The organism is Paenibacillus sp. FSL R5-0912, assembly GCF_000758605.1.
GTDB lineage: Bacteria > Bacillota > Bacilli > Paenibacillales > Paenibacillaceae > Paenibacillus_AQ.
The window spans coordinates 177,701-197,021 of sequence record NZ_CP009282.1; the positions used below are offsets into that span (position 1 = coordinate 177,701).

Below are 19,321 nucleotides of genomic sequence, written 5' to 3' on the forward strand. Positions count from 1 at the left end.
GAAGGAGGCAATCCATTACTATGAGTAGAACACCTATCATTGCCGGCAACTGGAAAATGTTCAAAACCGTTCCGGAAGCCGAAGGCTTCATCGCTGAAATCAAAGGTCAGGCGGAAGTTGAAGGCGTAGAGACTGTAATCTGCGCACCATTCACTAACCTGCCTGCACTTGTTGCAGCGGTACAAGGCACCAGCATCAAAATTGGTGCTCAGAATCTTCACTTCGAAGATAACGGTGCTTACACAGGCGAGATCAGCGGCGTAATGCTGAAGGATCTCGGTGTGGAATACGTGATTATCGGTCACTCCGAACGCCGTGCATACTTCGGTGAGACGGACGAAATCGTCAACAAAAAAATGCATGCGGCATTCCGCCACGGCATTACACCAATTGTCTGTGTAGGCGAAAAGCTCGAAGAGCGCGAAGCAGACCAGACTAAAGATGTATGCAAAGTGCAGACTGAAGCGGCATTTGCCGGTCTTAGCGCGGAACAGGCAGCAAGCGTAGTTATCGCTTATGAGCCTATCTGGGCTATTGGTACAGGTAAATCCTCTACTTCCCAGGATGCTAATGAAGTTATTGCTTACATCCGTACCCTTGTAAAAGGCCTGTACGATGAAGCAACTGCTGAAGCTGTCCGTATCCAATACGGCGGCAGCGTGAAGCCTGAGAATGTAACGGAGTACATGAGTCAAAGCGACATCGACGGCGCTCTAGTCGGCGGTGCCAGCCTGCAGCCTGCTTCCTTCGTTTCACTCGTTGAGGGGGCGAAATAAGAATGTCAGCACCAAAACCTGTAGCTCTAATCATCATGGACGGTTTCGGTTTGCGTAATACGGATGAAGGCAACGCAGTTGCCCAAGCCAACAAACCGAACTACGATCGTTACCTGAAACAATATCCGAATACTACACTTACCGCTTGCGGTGAAGCTGTAGGTCTGCCGGAAGGACAAATGGGTAACTCTGAAGTAGGGCACCTTAACATCGGCGCAGGCCGGATCGTATACCAGGATCTGACCCGCATCGATAAGTCGATCCGTGATGGGGAATTCTTCGAGAACGAAACGCTGGTTGCTGCGGTGAGAAGCGCCAAAACAACCGGCAAAAAGCTTCACCTCTATGCACTTGTATCTGATGGCGGCGTACACAGTCACATTAACCACCTGTTCGCGATGCTCGATCTGGCCAAAAAAGAAGATTTGCATGAAGTTTATATTCATGCCTTCATGGATGGCCGCGACGTACCACCCGACAGTGGACAGAAGTTCATTCAGGACCTGGTAGCCAAGATCGAAGAGGTTGGCGTAGGTACGATTGCTACGGTATCCGGACGTTATTATGCCATGGACCGTGACAAACGCTGGGAACGTGTAGAGAAAGCTTATCGTGCAATGGTTTACGGCGAAGGCCCTAAATATACCGATGCACTTCAGGCAATCACTGGATCTTACCAGAATTCTGTGTATGATGAATTTGTAGAGCCAAGTGTGATTGTAGATAGTCTTGGCAACCCGGTTGCGACAGTGGAAAGCGGCGATTCCGTCATTTTCCTGAACTTCCGTCCTGACCGTGCGATCCAGCTGTCGCAAGTATTCACGAACTCCGATTTCCGCGGCTTCGACCGTGGTCCTAAGTTCCCGGAGAACCTGCATTTCGTATGTCTGACTACCTTCAGCGAGACGGTTCAAGGCTACGTGGCTTATTCCCCGAAGAACCTGGACAACACCCTCGGTGAAGTGCTTGTTCAGCAGAACAAGAAGCAGCTGCGTATCGCGGAAACTGAGAAGTATCCGCATGTTACCTTCTTCTTCAGCGGCGGACGCGATGAGGAGCTTCCTGGCGAAACCCGTATCCTGATCAACTCACCGAAAGTGGCAACCTATGATCTGCAGCCTGAGATGAGCGCATACGAAGTGGCGGCGGCCTGCGTAGCGGAGATCGAAGCAGACAGACAAGATGCCATTATCCTGAACTTTGCTAACCCTGATATGGTTGGACACTCCGGGATGCTGGAGCCTACCATCAAGGCAGTTGAAGTAACGGACGAATGCGTAGGTAAAGTTGTGGATGCAGTAGTTGCCAAAGGCGGCGTTGCGATCATCATTGCCGACCACGGTAATGCGGATATGGTATTCGATGAGAATGGTCGTCCATTCACAGCCCATACCACCAACCCGGTTCCTTTCATCGTTACAACTGAGAATGTTGTATTGCGCGAAGCTGGTATCCTCGCAGATGTGGCACCGACAATCCTGGATCTGATGGGACTTCCGCAGCCTGCGGAAATGACCGGACAATCCATGATTGCCAGCCGCAAATAGGCAGACCCCAAGTTTCATTGTTACACTAAACTTAAAGTTAAAAGGAGATTAAACTTACATGACTATTATTTCTGATGTGTACGCTCGCGAAGTCCTCGACTCCCGCGGTAACCCTACGGTAGAGGTTGATGTTTATCTGGAATCCGGCGCTAAAGGCCGCGCGATCGTTCCTTCCGGCGCTTCCACTGGTGCTCATGAAGCTGTAGAGCTTCGTGACGGCGACAAATCCCGTTACATGGGTAAAGGCGTTCTGAAAGCTGTTGAGAACGTAAACGAAATTATCGCTCCAGAAGTAATCGGTATGGATGCTCTTGACCAAGTGGGCATCGACAAATTGATGATCACTTTGGACGGAACTCCTAACAAAGGCAAGCTGGGCGCTAACGCGATCCTGGCAGTATCCATGGCCGTAGCTCGTGCAGCTGCAGCAGCTCTGGATATTCCTTTGTACGTATACCTGGGCGGATTCAACGCCAAAACTCTTCCAGTACCAATGATGAACATCATCAACGGTGGTGAGCATGCCGATAACAACATCGACGTTCAAGAGTTCATGGTTCTTCCTGTAGGCGCTACAAGCTTCAAAGAAGCTCTTCGTACAGGCGCAGAAATCTTCCACAACCTGAAATCCGTACTTCAGTCCAAAGGCCTTAACACAGCTGTAGGCGACGAAGGCGGCTTCGCACCGAACCTTGGTTCGAACGAAGAAGCAATCACTACAATCATCGAAGCGATCGAAAAAGCCGGTTACAAACCAGGCGTTGACGTATTCCTCGGTATGGACGTTGCTTCCACTGAGTTCTACAAAGACGGTAAATACACACTTGCTGGCGAAGGTAAATCTTACACTTCCGCTGAGTATGTTGACCTTCTTGCTTCTTGGGTTGAGAAGTACCCAATCATCACAATCGAAGACGGTATGTCTGAAGACGACTGGGATGGCTGGAAATTGCTTACTGAAAAATTGGGCGACAAAGTCCAATTGGTTGGTGACGACTTGTTCGTTACGAACACTGAGCGCCTTGCTACAGGTATTGAAAAAGGTATCGGTAACTCCATCCTGGTTAAGGTTAACCAGATTGGTACACTGACTGAAACTTTCGATGCTATCGAAATGGCTAAACGCGCTGGTTACACAGCAGTTATCTCCCACCGTTCCGGTGAATCCGAAGACAGCACAATCGCTGACATCGCTGTTGCGACTAACGCTGGTCAGATCAAAACGGGTGCTCCTTCCCGTACAGACCGTGTTGCTAAATACAACCAGTTGCTTCGCATCGAAGATGAACTGGGTGAACTCGCTCAATACAACGGCCTGAAATCCTTCTACAACCTCAAAAGATAATTTCTTTTGACTCTATATTTAAAAGGCCTGCCGAACTTCGGCAGGCCTTTTTTTGGATGATAGACCCACAAAGTGCAATGCGAACAGCGAGGTTGCCTCTGATGCTTCTAGTGGGTTATTCTATAATTGTAGATAACTGGAAGGAGTGTGGGCATGAACGCTATTGTTGCGGGTATAGGTGTGGGAATATTTTTAATCATTCTCAGCTGGGTGCTGTCGCGGACCGGGCGCATGCGGAGCAGAGCTGTTTTTTATCCGGGGATCACTGGTTTACTGGGCAGTCTGATATTACTGGTTCTAAGTTTCACTGTAATTGGAGGCTGGGAGGGGATCGGGTATGCCTTCTTCTCTGTGCCTATATTATTAATCTCTGGTCTGCTGCTGCTCGTTCTTGTTTCCTATAGAAAACAAACCTGAGAATATTAATAGTAGGATATTGATAGAATGCAGTTTGTAAGGTTGTATTCAATCTATGGCTATGATAAAATAAGAATGCTGTTTATGAAACGGAAATTCCAATTTAGCATAGATAGTGATGCTTGGACGTAGGAGGTGGAAGTGAATGGATATCTTTTTGAAAGTGGTGCTTCTGATTTTTGCCGTAGGTCTGATTGCGGTCGTTCTTCTGCAAAAAGGGAAAAGCGCGGGTCTTTCCGGTGCCATCTCCGGCGGTGCTGAGCATCTCTTCGGTAAAACAAAAGCACGCGGTATGGAGCTTGTATTGCAGCGTGTAACGGTTGGATTGGCAGCCGGATTCTTCATTATGTCAATCGTTGTAGCCATTGTTATTGAGTAGTTTGCCTACTGTAAGCCTTCGCTCTGTTCTGAATGGAATAGGCGGGGGCTTTTTTGTATGCAGATTTGAGTGTTTGCACATCATAACAGGGATGCCCGGGATTGATTTCGTGTATACTAGGGTATGAAGTATATAAAGGTAAATTTTACTTGGATTTATTTGATGTGGGATAGGACAAGACATACATATATGCCAGCGGCATGAATGCTGCGGAGGGCCGAGGTGACGAAGATGATAACACAAGAAATTCTACTTGATTACATGCGGGAAACCGCTTATAAACCGCTAACGTATGAAGAACTGGTGAGCCATTTCGCAATTGAGGATAGCGAGGCGTTCAAAGCCTTTGAGCGTCTGCTGATTGAACTGGAAAAGGACGGCCGGATTATTCTGACCCGGGGTAGCCGTTATGGCGTACCGGAACGTATGGATCTGCTGCGCGGACGGCTGCAAGCCCATGCGAAGGGGTTCGCTTTTCTGATACCCGATGACCGTGATCATCCCGATGTATACATCCATGCCAATGATCTGAAGGGTGCAATGAACGGTGACATCGTACTGATCCGCATTACCTCGAAGAGCCCGTCTGGCGGGCGTATGGAAGGCGAAGTAGAGCGGATCCTGATCAGAGGCGTATCGCAGACGGTTGGCGTATTCCAGAGCCTGGAGACGTATGGCTTCGTGCTGCCGGATGATAAGCGGATTAACCGGGATATTTTCATTCCGAAGCAGTCCTTCAAGGGAGCGGTTGACGGGGAAAAGGTCGTTGTCCGCATTGTGAACTATCCGGAAGGCCGTGCTGCGGCTGAAGGTGAAATTATTGAGATCCTCGGCCATAAGGATGACCCGGGCGTGGATATTCTGTCGGTTATCCGCAAGCATCAGCTGCCGGAGGCTTTCCCTGCTGAGGTGATGAAGGAAGCGGAGCAGGCACCCGATTCCATTACCGACGAGGAGATTATCCAGCAAGGCCGCCGCGATCTGCGCGGACTGAACATTGTCACCATTGACGGCGCGGATGCCAAGGACCTGGATGATGCGGTGAATGTGGAGCGTCTGGAGAACGGTCATTATAAGCTGGGCGTTCATATCGCCGATGTAGGCTATTATGTGCGTGAGGGCTCTGAGCTGGATAAAGAAGCCTATGACCGCGGCTGCAGCGTGTATCTGGTTGACCGGGTCATTCCCATGCTGCCGCACCGGCTGTCGAATGGGATCTGCAGCTTGAACCCGCAGGTAGACCGGCTGACCATGTCCTGTGAAATGGAATTCGACGAGCACATGAAGGTTGTGAAGCATGATGTGTTCACGAGTGTAATCCGTACTAAGGAGAGAATGACTTACTCCGATGTACGCAAAATTGTTGAGGATGAAGACCCTGAGCTGCTGGAGCGCTATGCTCCCCTGATCGGTGATTTCCGCCTGATGAAGGAACTCGCGATGAAGCTGCGCGATGCCCGGATGCGGCGCGGAGCCGTTGACTTCGACTTTGAAGAAAGCAAAATCATCGTAGATGAAGCAGGTAAGGCTATCGATATTGTGAAGCGTGAGCGTTCCGTGGCCGAGCAGATTATTGAGGAATTCATGCTCGCGGCTAATGAGACTGTAGCGGAGCACTTCCACTGGCTGAAGGTGCCATTCCTGTACCGGATTCATGAAGATCCGGATCCGGAGAAGCTGCAGAATTTCATGGCCTTCGCCGCTAACTTCGGTTACCACGTCAAGGGTCGCGGCAATTCCGTTCATCCGCGTGCGCTGCAGGATCTGCTGGAGCAGATTCAGGGAACCAAAGAGCAGACGGTCATTAGCACGATGATGCTGCGCTCCATGAAGCAGGCGAAATACGATGCCGAGAGTACGGGTCACTTCGGACTGGCTGCAGAATTCTATTCCCACTTCACCTCGCCGATCCGCCGTTATCCCGACCTTGTCATTCACCGCGTCATGCGTGAGGTGGTGGAGAATGGAGGAGCTCTGACGGAGAAACGTCATGAGTATCTGGCTTCGCGGATGCCGGATATCGCCCAGCAGTCCTCCGAACGCGAGCGTGTAGCGGTAGAGGCTGAACGTGACACTGAGCAGCTGAAGAAAGCGGAGTTCATGCAGGATAAGGTAGGCGAAGAATTCGATGCCATGATCAGCAGCGTGACCAGCTTCGGAATGTTCATCGAGCTGGATAACACGGTAGAAGGTCTGATCCGGCTCAGCGCACTGAGCGATGATTATTACCACTTCGATGAAGCCCACATGGCCCTCATCGGTGAGCGTACCTCCAAAGTGTTCCGCATCGGAGACGAGGTGAAGATCCGTGTGGCCAAGGTCAACATGGACGATCATACGATTGACTTCGAACTGGTTGATATGAAGCCGCGCGCGGCTGGCGACCACCGGAACTACGGCGGACGCGGCGGCAAGGCCGGACGCCCTGGTGCCGGCGGCTCCGGCAAGCCATTTGCGGGTAAGGCTGGCGGCGTTGGCAAGGGCCGCGGAGGTAAGGGTAAGCCTGGCCGCGCAGCGGCTGGTGCGGCTAAAGGCGCCGGGAAGGGCAAGAACGGCGGTGCAGCTGCCGGTGCGGCTGGATTCGGCGCCAAAGGTAAAGGCAAGAGCGGCAGCGCTGGCGCCGGTGTCTTTGGCGGTGCAGTTAAGGGCGGCGGCGCTGAGGCTGGCGCTGGTGAAGAGCCGCGCGCAGGTGTAGCGCCGGCTGAAGACGGCGGCGCAGCAGGCGGCCGTAAGCGCGGCCGCGGGCCGGAAGCGGCCGCGCGGCGTGCACTTGCAGCCGCCTCCGCAGCGGGCAGCGCGGCGAAGGCGGACCGCCGGGGCGAAGCCGGCGGATCAGGTGCTCCGCGCGAGCGTGAGCGCGGCAGAGGCCGCGGCGGAGACGGCGGAGGCAGTGCCGGGGGACGCGGCATTGCCTTCGGCTTCGGCTCCGGCAAGGGCGGCTACGGCGCGCCAAGCGGGGGCGGAGCCGAGCAGGCGGGCGGTGAGCTGCGCGGCGTGGACGCGAGCACACGGTTCCGCAGCCGCGAAGACCTCGGCAGCGGCCTCGGAAGCGAAGGCAACGGCGCAGCGCCGGAGGGCAAGAGCCGCCGCAAGAAGAAGAAAGGCGGCGTCTTCATCGGCACTTCTGTGACTCCAGGCAACGTGGAGACCACTAATCCGGCACCGGCAGGCGCTGGCGACAAGAGCGGCAATCCGGAGGGCGGCGGCCGCAGAAAGCGGAAGAAGAAACCTCAGGCCTAGGCAGAATTAATAGAAGGCACTGTTCCTTTAGGGGGACAGTGCTTTTTTAGAATATAAGGGGACTTCTATTTCACCTGAAACGTAGCACTTCCTGACACCCATATGTCAAAATGATTGCTCGGGATAGGGTGATCCTTCCTTGCACTGCCTGCTTGGCTTTTGATACAATATAGACCTGGTGTCCGTTCATAACGGGCCGGGAATTCAATTCAAGGAGTGACTTTCATGGGTAAAAAAGCAGACGGGAAAGTGCTTGCCCAGAACAAAAAAGCTTCCCATGATTATTTTATTGAGGATACGTATGAAGCGGGTTTGGTTCTGACGGGTACAGAGATCAAATCGCTGCGTAACGGCCGCGCTAACATCGGGGACGCTTTTGCTACCATCCGGAACGGTGAGATTCATATTCACAATATGCATATCAGCCCTTTTGAACAAGGGAACCGCGCCAACCCTACCGATCCAACGCGTACACGTAAGCTGCTCATGCATAAGGAACAGATTCACAAGCTGCTCGGTTCCTCGAAGCGGGATGGCTTCACGATTGTGCCGCTGAAGATTTATGTGCGCAATGGCTACGCCAAGCTGCTGATCGGCCTTGGTAAAGGTAAGAAGGAATACGACAAGCGCGACTCCGCCGCGAAGCGCGATGCTCAGCGTGATATCCAGCGTGTGCTGCGCGACAAACAGAAGATCGCCCGCTAGACTGGTAACCACCTGGCGCCCAATTGTTCCAGATTCGACCTTCAATTCCTTTAACCTACGTGTTAAAGTGTTGATAAATGTGCTATACTGTGTAAGTAAAACTTATTGCTTCTGAACAGCCATCTTGATCAAGATAGCTGTGAACCGGATCAGCATGTATGCTTGTCATTGATCCGTTAATCCGAAGCGCCCTTTCTAATGAGGGGCCGTTCTTGGATTCGACGGGGATAGTTCGAGCATGAGTAGCGAGTAGTGGGGACGCGTCCGCTTCATCAACGCTAAAGCCTATTAAACGGCAAACAACAAAACAACTACGCTTTCGCAGCCTAAGAAACTGTGCGCGTGCTTCTACCCTGCATCGCCCATGTGACAGGGATAGGGGCTAACAAGTAGTGGGATACGCTGTCTCATCTCCGCCTGCGGTGAGCTGAAGAAGACAATCAGGCTGACCCAACGTATAGCCGGTTACGGGGCGATACTCGGGTGACATCAAATCCGTGACTACACTCGTAGAAGCTTATGTGCCGTTATCTTCGGACAGGGGTTCGACTCCCCTCGGCTCCATATGGAGTATCAGTGAAGACACCTTTAGGGGTGTCTTTTTTCATTTCGGCGGCTGTTTTGGACTATACGTGGTGGTTAAAAGGCTTGCTGTGACGCGGTTTCGGGGGCTTGCTGTTAATGGATACAGTGAGTTTCACTGAGGCTATACGGAGACCGGTGGCTTTGGCCTCCACGTAACCCGTGATAAATATGCTCCCCCTTCGGCGTGTGTTTTCGCCTTCCATACCCATCATCCGCCCTTCGATTTTGACCAAAGAAGAGATCGTTGCAGTCTGAGCACTCCTACCTGCTATAAGTTGATATGAACGGTGCCATACGGAAATGTAGAAATTGGTTGTAACACCCAGCAGTATCAACTATAATTAGTGTCAGCTTGTAGATTAATGTCGAATAATGTATTGTCTTTCAGATAATCTCAATAATAATAGGGCACACTCGTTGAAAAACGGGGTCGCAAAACTACAGGGGCTATCACATGTCCAATTTGGATATGTTATGCCAGCCAGTTACCGAAGGCAAGGAAACCTCTCCTTTTCGGGAGAGTTTTTTTGTTGCAATGGGCCTGATTCATAAGGTGGGAGAACAGTGAGTATATTTAATAAGTCGATTGTATTTATCATAGCTCTGATTATTTTTGGACTACTAGGTAATATGCTCAGCCTATCCCTATTGCTGGGGGTCAATTTTATCTTCGGTAGTATATTCACCTTTTTGATATTGCGGATATATGGTCTTAAATGGGCTTTAGTGGCATCGGTTATTGTAAATGGTTACACGTTGTTTCTTTGGAATCATCCTTACGCTATGCTTGTTTTTGTGCTGGAAACTTTATTTGTCGGCGTCTTCTACAGAGGGAAAAGGATTGTTCTTTTTGATAGCCTATATTGGATGATTTTAGGGATGCCTCTCATATGGGTATTCTATCGTTATGCCCTGGATATGAATTTTACCGCTTCCCTGCTGGTTGTGCTTAAGGATGCCGTGAATGGTATTTTAAATGTATTGATTTCCAGTTTAATCTTTACTTATCTGCCTCTTCTTAAATGGCCATCATTCCAAAAACGCAAGATGTCGAGCTCTCTTCATGATGTGCTTTTCAACATATTTGTCACGTTTACCTTTATAACTTTGCTTCTGGTGACGGTGATGATCGGTCATGAACAGTATCACAACATGAATGAAAAAATAAAGTCAGAGACTGAACGAGATTCCGCTATCATCCGCAATGATCTTACAGAGTGGGGAGAAGTTCATGTTGCCGCAGTGAATACTTTATCGATGGCGGCGGCTGAGAATAGGATGGAAGAGATCGATTCCTTGCAGCGCCAAATGGCTTATCTACTGGCGTTATATCCGGATTTTACTACTTCATACATTGCTGATCGCAACGGAGTTACAAAGCTGTTCTCTCCATTACTAAATAACAAAGGAAAGTCAACGATTGGCTTAAACTTCTCGGATCGGCCTTACTTTGAATATATGAGAGAAAAACACCAATTCGTTGTTTCCGATGTGTTTCTTGGAAGAGGTTGCGTTAACGAACCCATTGTCGTTGTGGGCTCCCCTATTATGATTAGCGGCGAATTTACAGGGGCGGCCGTAGGTGTGCTCAATCTTAACTATGTTACAACGGAGTTAAAAAAGCTGGCGAATAATAGACTAATGAATGTCACAATCGTAGACCGGAATGACAGGGTTATTGCGAGTACTCGTGATGATCTGGCCGTTATGAACCCGTATAACTGGGCAGAAAGGGGCGAAGCAAGTGAAATAATTGGCGGTTTGTATCACTGGTTCCCGGATGCTATCAGAAATCCAATGAACAGATGGGGAGAATCCTCCTATTTCAAGATCATGACAATTCCGGAACTGGGTGATTGGAGTGTTATTGTCGAGGCACCAATTGCCCCCTATCGTGACCGCTTGTATAGCTACTACATAAAAATATTCAGTGTTTTATTGGCCTGTGGATTGATATTTATTTTTATTTCTAATGTGATCAGTGAAATCATTGTTCGACCGATTAAGCTTTTAACCCACACAACCACTAATTTACCTGAGAAAATAGCCGAGAACCAGAGCGTGAACTGGAAAGGCAGCTTTATACAAGAAATTAATACGCTTATATCTAACAGCAAGGATACGGCCACCAGACTTCAAAGCATGTTTGCTGAGATTCAACTCCTCGCCTATTACGACTGCTTGACCGGTTTACCCAATAGAGTCAACTTTAATCAACGGTTACAAGCTTACTTGAAGGAAGCCGACGACCATGGTCACACAGCCGCAATCCTGTTCATCGATGTCGATCGGTTTAAGATGGTAAATGATACGTTCGGTCATACAAAGGGCGATCAGTTATTAAAGCTGGTAGTTGTGAGGGTTCAAGAATGTCTTGGTCAGGATGCGATCCTCTCAAGAATGGGTGGAGATGAATTCATCGCCTTACTTCCCAATGTGACCCGTGAACAATCGGAACAAATTGCCCAAGCTGTTCTTGCGGCATTTAAGATACCCATTTCGCTAAGTGATCACGAGGTGTATACTACACCAAGTATTGGTATCAGCCTCTTTCCAACGGATGGAGACAGTGAGATGGAACTTATTAAGAATGCAGATCAAGCGATGTATATGGTTAAAAAGACAGGGCGTAATGGTTACAGTTTCTATGAGGGGAAGCTTAATACGTCATTGTCAAACCAAATGAGCTTGGAGACGATGCTTCATAAAGCTTTAGATAATCATGAGTTTGAACTATTCTATCAGCCCCGGATGGAATTGAAGACAGGCCAAATTATCGGACTAGAGGCTCTGATTCGATGGCGCCATCCAGTTCAGGGCATGATTAGCCCCGCGGAATTTATACCGATTGCCGAAGAAAGCGGACTGATTAGCCCCATTGGAGAATGGGTGTTACGGACAGCTTGTTCGCAAAACAAAGCTTGGCAGAATGAGGGCTACAAGCCAGTCTGTGTCTCCGTTAATCTATCCGTAAGGCAATTTAAGGATAAGGATCTGGTTCGGAACATCTCTGGCATCTTGAACGAGACCCAGCTTGATCCACGATACTTGGAGCTGGAGATTACTGAAAATATAAGTATGAACAATGAAGAACAGGTACTCTCCACTTTACAGGAGATAAGAAAGTTAGGCGTTAAGATCTCCATTGATGATTTTGGCACTGGGTATTCTTCATTGAACTATCTTGTGAACTACCCAATCGATTTCCTTAAAATTGATCAGTCCTTCGTTCGTAACATTCAGAGCCAATCCAACGATGTGTCCATTGTGAAAGCTATCATTTTCATCGCTCATAGCATCGGTTTAAAAGTTGTCGCGGAAGGCGTCGAAACGGAGGAACAATTGAACTTGCTGCGTGAATTGGAGTGTGATGATGTCCAGGGATATTTAATAAGCAAACCGGTACAATGTGAAGAGGTAAGGAATTTCTTATAAGGGAGTGCCGATAAGCTGCCTTTCTATGTATTATGGTGTCGTACGGGGGGCTTCTAGGGTGACATCAAAACTGTAACTACACTCGTAGAAGCTTATGTGCCGTTATCTTCGGACAGGGGTTCGACTCCCCTCGGCTCCATCTTATTATCAGTGAGATCACCTTCTTATGGTGGTCTTTTTATTTTTAGCAGAACTGCTTGCTCTATCGTCTAACCAGATTGTTTTTGTTTTAATTTTGCTTAATCCCTGACAATAATCTATAATTGTAGGCTAATATGCACTCTGTCAGGAGGAAATGATGAATTTTATTAGAGAGCACCTAGCAGGATATGGAGCGAGCGACCAAATGGTTGTGTATCTCTCGAACATCATCATGGTCTTATGTATTGCTGTACTCTCTGTAACGGCCAATCTTGTAGCCAAAAGAATCGTACTTAAGATCATTATTCATATTATCAATAACAACCGGTATACGTGGGATAATATTTTTTTGGAGAAAAAAGTATTTCACAAGCTGTCGCATCTCGCTCCAGCCTTTATCATCTATTACGCTGCGCCTATTTTTCCGCTGTATCAATCTTTTATTGTAAAGGTTGCCTTAGCTTATATGATTATTGTAACGATCAGGGTACTCAATGCACTTCTTGATGCCATTGATACTATTTATCGTACGTATGAAGTGTCCAAGATTAGGCCGATCAAGGGCTACATCCAGGTTGCGAAGATTTTTCTGTATATTATTGGTGCGATTGTGGTGATTTCTAACCTCATGGGTCAGAATCCGCTGATTCTTCTTAGTGGACTGGGAGCGTTATCCGCTGTTCTTATGCTAGTCTTCAAAGATTCGATACTGGGCTTGGTGGCAGGTGTTCAATTATCCTCTAACGATATGGTTCGTGTAGGGGACTGGATTGAAATGCCTAAATATAATGCCGACGGTAATGTCATAGATATTACGCTAAATACGGTAAAGGTGATGAATTTCGATAAAACCATTACCATGATTCCAAGTTATGCCCTGATATCAGACTCTTTTAAAAATTGGCGGGGCATGGAAGCCTCTGGGGGCAGAAGGATGAAACGAAGTGTCTGTATTGATACTAGCAGCATATGTTTCTGTACAAAAGAAATGATTGAGGAGTTCCGTAAGGTTCACTACCTTAGCGATTACATCACTACAAGAATCGATGAAATTAACGCCTATAATATCGAACATCATATCAATATGGAGAGCAAGGTTAATGGGAGACAGCTAACGAATATCGGGGTGTTCAGAGAATATGTCCAAGAATATCTGCGCAATCATCCTAAAATCCATAAGAATATGACGCTCATTGTCAGACAGCTGGAAGCAGGAGACAGCGGACTGCCCTTAGAAATTTATGCGTTCAGCAATGAGACTACCTGGGGTGTGTATGAGGCGGTCCAGTCTGATATCTTTGATCACATTTTTGCGATTATCCCTTTGTTTGGACTTCGTATTTTTCAGAACCCGACGGGCCAAGATATCCTTAACTTAAAAGAAAGAAGAGAGTATTCGATAGGATACTGAAGATATGATTGCATCCGTAAAGGCTTGTGTGCCTTTATCTTCGGGCAGGGCGGCGATTCCCTACGGCTCCGTCTGAAGGTGGGCTGATCAACTGCCGGGATTATTGAGGGTAAGCTTCATCAACGCTACGCTAAAGCCTATTAAACGGCAAACAACAAAACAACTACGCTTTCGCAGCCTAAGAAACTGTGCGCGTGCTTCTACCCTGCATCGCTTTAAAGTTTAACCCGCACATCCATTCACTCATTACAGAAGGTGCGCTGGACCGGAACAAGGAGTGGAAAAAGGCAGAGTTTATCTCGTATGAGTACTTACGAAAGTCGTGGCAAAAGCTACTGCTGGATCTCATGATGAAATGGTATCCGGAGGACGAACGGGTAAGAAGACTGGTGAATCAGTTGTACCAGCGTTACCCGAAGGGGTTTTGCGTGAATGCGGAGCAACGGATGATAGATGCGCGGGGAGCCGCAAAATATATAGGACGATATTTAGCACGTCCAGCGATCGCGGAGTACCGGGTCGTCAGCTATGATTACCATAAAGTCCATTATTGGTATGCAGATCACCGAACGGGTAAACGGGTATGTGTGGTCTCGCCCGTGATGAAATTTACTTACGACCTGGTGCAGCACATCCCGCCGAAGCATATACGGATGGTAGGGCGCTACGGTCTATACAGCCGTGGAAAAAACAAAGAGTCGCAGAAGGTCATAAATCTGTGGCGGTTCATGGTACATAAACAAATGGAGATGATCTTTCCAGCCAAAGAACGGAGGAAGAAGAGTTACCGTGAGCGAATGCTGGAGAGTTATGGTCAAGATCCGCTGATCTGTCCCTGCTGCAAGCACCGGATGTTGCTTGTGGTGATTTGGCATGCAGAATATGGCCGAATTTATTATTATGACGAAGAGCGAGAATATGCAGACCAAAAGAAATGGGGGATAAGGAAACATGGGAAAGGCGAAGAGAACAAACCGGATAAAATGAAGGATGGGGACTTATGGGAACCGTGGGCAGAAGAAGAGCCATAGATATGGATTGATTATGTCTGTGTGGAATGTGGGGAGTTAGACCCGGTGCCTGAGTTTATCGTGGTCGAGTGTTCGTATGGACTGGAGGTCGGAGAATCGCCGGAGTTTTTCTGTCCTTCTTGTAATGGAACCTTGGTAAGAAAAGAAGAGCCAACGGACAAATGACCGCTGGCTAGTAAGTCTATTCACCTGCTAGGGTGATTTTGTTCTGCTACTTCCTCCGCACCCGGAATGCAGTGTTCCTACTGTAGACGTCGTCTAACGTAGAAATTGCAAATTTCATTTTTTAATTCTTAGGAGATGAAGCTAAATTTTCATGAAAAAAACTAATTCTGTTTCGATGTTATTATTGCTGCTGACGTTAGGGGGATGGGCCGGTGCGCTGTGGATTCATGGCATGATCGGTGTGTATGCGTGGTTGGTGCTGAAGTTCATTTTGCCGGCTGCCGGAGCCGTATGGGCTGTAATGAATCTGATTTGGCTGGCCGTAAAACTTGTGAAGCGAGCACCCCTAAATAAACTGTTGCTGAATTTGGGGGTGTCGGCTGTACTAATTGGCCATTTTCTTTTGACGGTCAATGTAATCCCATTAGCATACCCAGTTGCCATTGTAGATACTAAGCCAGGGCTTACCGTGAAAATGCCGCTTCATACAGCAGCAGTCGTCGGCTGGGGTGGAGATTCCGCCGAAGATAACGCACCGCATGCGGTATGGTCCTCCGAACGCTGGGCTTATGATCTGGTAATGGAACCCTATAACACCGGAAGCAGCCATGCGGAGGATTACGGCATATGGAATCAGGAAGTGTACGCACCGCTGGATGCCGTTGTCATTGCTGCTTATGACGAGGAGGCTGACCTTACGCCCGGATCGGAGGAAGTTCTCTCTATGGAAGGCAATTATGTCTACCTGAAGGTTCCGGATACAGGCACCTACCTGCTTTTGAATCACCTGAAGCAGCACAGTATTACTGTAGCTGTTGGAGACAAGGTACAAGCAGGTGATCTGTTGGGACACGTAGGCAACAGCGGCTCGAGTTCCGAGCCTCATCTGCATGTTCACCATCAGCGACAGGATCCTACTCAAACATGGCTGCCCATCTTGGCCGAGGGGTTGCCGCTTTACTTCGGGGATATAGATAGTGCCACTATGCCTGTTAAAGGCGATCTGATTACCCCAACTGTTGTACATCAACCTTAGGGTAAAGGGGAAATTCTGAATATTACTTATAGGTAGCTTGCATGGCTTGAGAAAATTGATCGGAACTATGCTGTTTGTAGTGTCATGTGCGTGGAACTCTGCAATTGATAAGGTCTTAGCGCCGCCTGATTTCCGCTCAAGGGAGCAGCGTTCGTGACTGACTCTTATATGAAGGAGTAAAGGTGAGTTATTTCGGACTGTTTTTGTTTAGGTCAGGTTTGGACCAATATACTCTAGCCCGACAAGATCAGAACGATAGGTCGGTTCAGATTGCCATTCATCCTACAGAAGAGGCAGACGCACGGGAGATTTTTGCTGCACTGGAAGACGGCGGAGGGCGTATCTAAGTCCTTTGTTTCTGCCTGATTGAGTGAACTTATTTGGCCTGCTTATCAGGCTGATGAATCCCAAATAGATTACCTTCTGTATCATGGTAATATCCCTGCCAGGCCATTCCCGGCAGAGCATACTTCGGCATTGCGAGCTTGCCCCCAAGTTGCAGAATCAGAGCTTCAGTAGCGTCGTAATCCCCCACGCCCAGGGTACAAGCGTATCCATTCAGAGCTTGTCCGGGCCCTGGAGCAGCGCCTTGGCGTTTAATTAAGGCCCCATCGATTCCGGGCTGACTTGGATCCCCCGTAGTAGCTCCGAAATAGGGCATTCCGGCATACTCGCTCCAATCCTCGAAATACATTTTTATTAAATATATAAAATTTGATCAGGAATCAAGACTTTACAGAGATTCTTTATAGCTTCTCAATAGTATTGCCACCTCTATACTTCTTCCGATATTGGGCCGGTGTCATTGCGTACACCTTTTTGAAGCTGGAATAAAACGTGTTAAGCGACGAGAATCCGAAATTTTGGACGATGGGCTCAATCGGAGAGTCGGAGGCAATGAGCTCCTGACAGATGAAGCTTAGGCGCTTCTCCGAGATTTTGTCCGTAATGGACTGGTTTGTCTCCGCTTTATATAAACTGCGGAAATAATTAACGGATAACCCCAAATGATCAGCGAGCATTTTTGCGGACAAGTTCGGATCGGTTAATTGTGCTTCAATGAACCGGTCCGCCTGCTCGATCAGTGTCACATTCTTGGACAGCCCGCGGGCAGCTGCTATGTCTTCGAGTGTCTTAGTGACCAAGGCTTCCATCCATGGCACCACTTTGTCCATCGTCTCCTGCTGAATAATCTGTTTCTCAATAGAAGTCAGCCCCCATGAACTGGGCAGAGGCTGAGCGGAATGCTCCTGCATGAGCCGGCGTATATCCATAAACAAGGTAATTAACGACATTTTACATTCAAAATAGGGCATTTCCCGCAGCTTGACTACGGCTGAGCGTATGACTTCCAGAACCGTCTCTGCATTCCCCTTGGGAAGAGCCTGAGCGATATGCCGCTCTTTGTTCACAGGCAGGTGGTACAGCTCTCCGGGCGCACCTGGCAGCCATGCTTTTACGATGAGCGCCCTGTGTCCGAAGCGGAACCGTTCCTGCGTCAACTCATACGTCTCCATATATATCTCATGCATGTCGGTCAGGCTGGGCAGCGTCCTGCCCCAAGCGACAGTCGTTCCAACTGACAAATACTGCTCTATTAACTGTTGGGAGCCTTGCAGCTTCCGTGCATATTCTTCGGACAAGGGGGCGGATAGGACAACGGCCACGTGATCGTCACCCATATCCACCGTTTGCAGCTTGTGCTTGGACGATTGCAGCGACTCTTGAATAATATTGGACATGGCGAACCGGAGCAGACGCCGGTCCTTCTCCGGGTAGGTCTCCGAGAATTCCGAGAAATGGTCAATCCGGAAGATGGCCACCGACAGCTGATCTATCGGCAGGTCAATGCCCCACTCCAGAAATTGAGAACCTATCTCCTCTGCTGAATGGTAAGTCTCCCCCAGGAAATCTCGCAGGAACCTTTCTCTGCCCAAAAATTTATTAAGCCGCCATTGCTCGGTCAGTTCGTTGATCTGATTGTGCTGGGCTATAAACACATTGGATAAGTAGTCAAGTTCATTGGTGCTGTATCCGAGACCGGGCTTTTCCGCTTGATGCTGCCGCATTACTCTGGTAATCAGTTCTTGAATGGGCGAGTATACCCGTTTGGAGATCAGCACGATCACGGTCCAGGAGGCCCCGAACAAGGCAATGAACAGGACCAGGCTGGTGTTACGCAGAACCGTTATTTTCTCCAGAATGACAGACTTCGGTATCGTTTCGATGAAGGTCCAATCCTGAATTCCTTTGATGGAGATGTCTGCGTAAACCATTAGCTGCTCTCCCTGAGTTCGGGGATGAAAGAGCTTCCATCCGCTTTCGCCCTTAATCACGTGATTCCTGAGGTCCGCAGTTTGTTCCTGATTCAGAGAAGTGCTGCTAAAAACCGTCTCCTCCCGGTCATTCAGAACCGCAACCGATCTGTCGGCATCATTCGAATTGTCCTGAAGCAGGGTCATGAGATTATCCGTATCTATATTCATAACGAAAGCGGAGATGGAGCTGCCTCTTTCGTAAAATCTGATGATGGTCATCACCTCTTTGGGCGTATTCCCGGTAAGAGGGAGAGGCAGGGTTCTTGGAATGAGCACGCTGTGATTCGCGGTAACCGGGTCCTGTAAGCGCTTAATGATATCTTGGTCGTAGAACGTATCCGCATCATTCAATCCCAGTCTGGAATCAACAACTGTATCCGTGTAATCGTTAATGAGGTATACCGAATCGATCGACGGATTGGCGTTCTTGATGTCCATAAGCCGGCTCCATACCTCGAAAGTTTCAAAATCGCTGTAATGATCTGAAAGGGCATATACCTTGAGGGCGCTGTCATCACTGGAGGAGAAGCTAAATTCCAGCGCCCATTCCATCAGCCGTGCGGTGTTCTGGGCGCTGTTCACCAGCAGGGATTCGGAATGATCGCCGATCTCTTCCAGAAGCGTCTTGGATGACTGCCAATAGAGCAGCGCAAAGGATATACCCAGCACCAGAACGTTTGCACTGACAAAATAAAAAATAAGCTTCATATAAGTAGGATGCTGCTTCAGCGATGCGAGGAGTGGACGTCTGATTTTCATTGCTGGAACCTCCGTAATCATAACTGCCGGG

General features: G+C 48.7%; 12 protein-coding genes, 1 other RNA gene, 1 pseudogene and 1 riboswitch. Of the genes and pseudogenes, 12 read left to right on the forward strand and 2 right to left on the reverse strand.

Going from position 1 to position 19,321, the window contains the following annotated elements:
• Nucleotides 1-20 precede the first annotated feature (20 nt).
• The 12 genes from tpiA to R50912_RS00935 all read left to right on the forward strand — a co-directional run bounded on the left by tpiA (nucleotide 21) and on the right by R50912_RS00935 (nucleotide 16,213).
• A complete protein-coding gene (tpiA, locus tag R50912_RS00885; RefSeq protein WP_039302428.1) occupies nucleotides 21-776 on the forward strand; it encodes a triose-phosphate isomerase in 756 nt (251 codons plus the stop codon).
• Nucleotides 777-778: 2 nt separating this feature from the next.
• Complete coding sequence (gene gpmI / locus R50912_RS00890; RefSeq protein ID WP_042231600.1) at nucleotides 779-2,323, forward strand: 2,3-bisphosphoglycerate-independent phosphoglycerate mutase; 1,545 nt, start codon at nucleotides 779-781, stop codon at nucleotides 2,321-2,323.
• Nucleotides 2,324-2,381: 58 nt separating this feature from the next.
• Nucleotides 2,382-3,668 carry a phosphopyruvate hydratase gene (eno, locus tag R50912_RS00895; RefSeq protein WP_039302434.1) on the forward strand — a complete coding sequence of 429 codons (1,287 nt, stop codon included), beginning with the start codon at nucleotides 2,382-2,384 and terminating at the stop codon, nucleotides 3,666-3,668.
• 153 nt (nucleotides 3,669-3,821) lie between these two features.
• Complete coding sequence (locus tag R50912_RS00900; RefSeq protein ID WP_042231601.1) at nucleotides 3,822-4,085, forward strand: YesK family protein; 264 nt, start codon at nucleotides 3,822-3,824, stop codon at nucleotides 4,083-4,085.
• 145 nt (nucleotides 4,086-4,230) lie between these two features.
• A complete protein-coding gene (secG, locus tag R50912_RS00905; RefSeq protein WP_039302440.1) occupies nucleotides 4,231-4,464 on the forward strand; it encodes a preprotein translocase subunit SecG in 234 nt (77 codons plus the stop codon).
• Nucleotides 4,465-4,695: 231 nt separating this feature from the next.
• Nucleotides 4,696-7,704 (forward strand): ribonuclease R, encoded by a 3,009-nt coding sequence (gene rnr / locus R50912_RS00910; RefSeq protein WP_042241269.1) that lies wholly within the window; start codon nucleotides 4,696-4,698, stop codon nucleotides 7,702-7,704.
• Nucleotides 7,705-7,929: 225 nt separating this feature from the next.
• Nucleotides 7,930-8,409, forward strand: a complete 480-nt coding sequence (gene smpB, locus R50912_RS00915) for an SsrA-binding protein SmpB (RefSeq protein ID WP_039296783.1) — start codon at nucleotides 7,930-7,932, stop codon at nucleotides 8,407-8,409.
• 202 nt (nucleotides 8,410-8,611) lie between these two features.
• Nucleotides 8,612-8,976: a transfer-messenger RNA gene (ssrA, locus tag R50912_RS33795) on the forward strand.
• 415 nt (nucleotides 8,977-9,391) lie between these two features.
• Nucleotides 9,392-9,487, forward strand: a riboswitch (cyclic di-GMP riboswitch).
• A gap of 71 nt (nucleotides 9,488-9,558) precedes the next feature.
• Nucleotides 9,559-12,429, forward strand: coding sequence for a bifunctional diguanylate cyclase/phosphodiesterase (locus R50912_RS32950; protein ID WP_052415854.1), 2,871 nt, complete (start codon nucleotides 9,559-9,561; stop codon nucleotides 12,427-12,429).
• A gap of 298 nt (nucleotides 12,430-12,727) precedes the next feature.
• A complete protein-coding gene (locus R50912_RS00925; protein WP_042231604.1) occupies nucleotides 12,728-13,981 on the forward strand; it encodes a mechanosensitive ion channel family protein in 1,254 nt (417 codons plus the stop codon).
• Nucleotides 13,982-14,169: 188 nt separating this feature from the next.
• On the forward strand, nucleotides 14,170-15,012 hold the full coding sequence (locus R50912_RS00930; RefSeq protein WP_081956331.1) for an IS91 family transposase: 843 nt from the start codon (nucleotides 14,170-14,172) through the stop codon (nucleotides 15,010-15,012).
• 316 nt (nucleotides 15,013-15,328) lie between these two features.
• Nucleotides 15,329-16,213 carry a M23 family metallopeptidase gene (locus tag R50912_RS00935; protein ID WP_042231610.1) on the forward strand — a complete coding sequence of 295 codons (885 nt, stop codon included), beginning with the start codon at nucleotides 15,329-15,331 and terminating at the stop codon, nucleotides 16,211-16,213.
• A 376-nt stretch (nucleotides 16,214-16,589) separates the two neighbouring features.
• Here the strand turns inward: R50912_RS00935 and R50912_RS00940 are convergent.
• Together R50912_RS00940 and R50912_RS00945 are read right to left on the reverse strand one after the other, a co-directional pair.
• Nucleotides 16,590-16,901 (reverse strand): annotated as a pseudogene (locus R50912_RS00940) (VOC family protein); the annotation flags it as partial.
• A gap of 58 nt (nucleotides 16,902-16,959) precedes the next feature.
• Complete coding sequence (locus R50912_RS00945; protein ID WP_042231612.1) at nucleotides 16,960-19,290, reverse strand: AraC family transcriptional regulator; 2,331 nt, start codon at nucleotides 19,288-19,290, stop codon at nucleotides 16,960-16,962.
• Nucleotides 19,291-19,321 lie beyond the last annotated feature (31 nt).

What these genes read in the sequence shown, in the direction of transcription:
- tpiA (WP_039302428.1), top strand. Translation starts at nt 21, where the DNA reads ATGAGTAGAACACCTATCATTGCCGGCAACTGGAAAATGTTCAAAACC.
- gpmI (WP_042231600.1), top strand. Translation starts at nt 779, where the DNA reads ATGTCAGCACCAAAACCTGTAGCTCTAATCATCATGGACGGTTTCGGT.
- eno (WP_039302434.1), top strand. Translation starts at nt 2,382, where the DNA reads ATGACTATTATTTCTGATGTGTACGCTCGCGAAGTCCTCGACTCCCGC.
- R50912_RS00900 (WP_042231601.1), top strand. Translation starts at nt 3,822, where the DNA reads ATGAACGCTATTGTTGCGGGTATAGGTGTGGGAATATTTTTAATCATT.
- secG (WP_039302440.1), top strand. Translation starts at nt 4,231, where the DNA reads ATGGATATCTTTTTGAAAGTGGTGCTTCTGATTTTTGCCGTAGGTCTG.
- rnr (WP_042241269.1), top strand. Translation starts at nt 4,696, where the DNA reads ATGATAACACAAGAAATTCTACTTGATTACATGCGGGAAACCGCTTAT.
- smpB (WP_039296783.1), top strand. Translation starts at nt 7,930, where the DNA reads ATGGGTAAAAAAGCAGACGGGAAAGTGCTTGCCCAGAACAAAAAAGCT.
- R50912_RS00925 (WP_042231604.1), top strand. Translation starts at nt 12,728, where the DNA reads ATGAATTTTATTAGAGAGCACCTAGCAGGATATGGAGCGAGCGACCAA.
- R50912_RS00935 (WP_042231610.1), top strand. Translation starts at nt 15,329, where the DNA reads ATGAAAAAAACTAATTCTGTTTCGATGTTATTATTGCTGCTGACGTTA.
- R50912_RS00945 (WP_042231612.1), bottom strand. Translation starts at nt 19,290, where the DNA reads ATGAAAATCAGACGTCCACTCCTCGCATCGCTGAAGCAGCATCCTACT.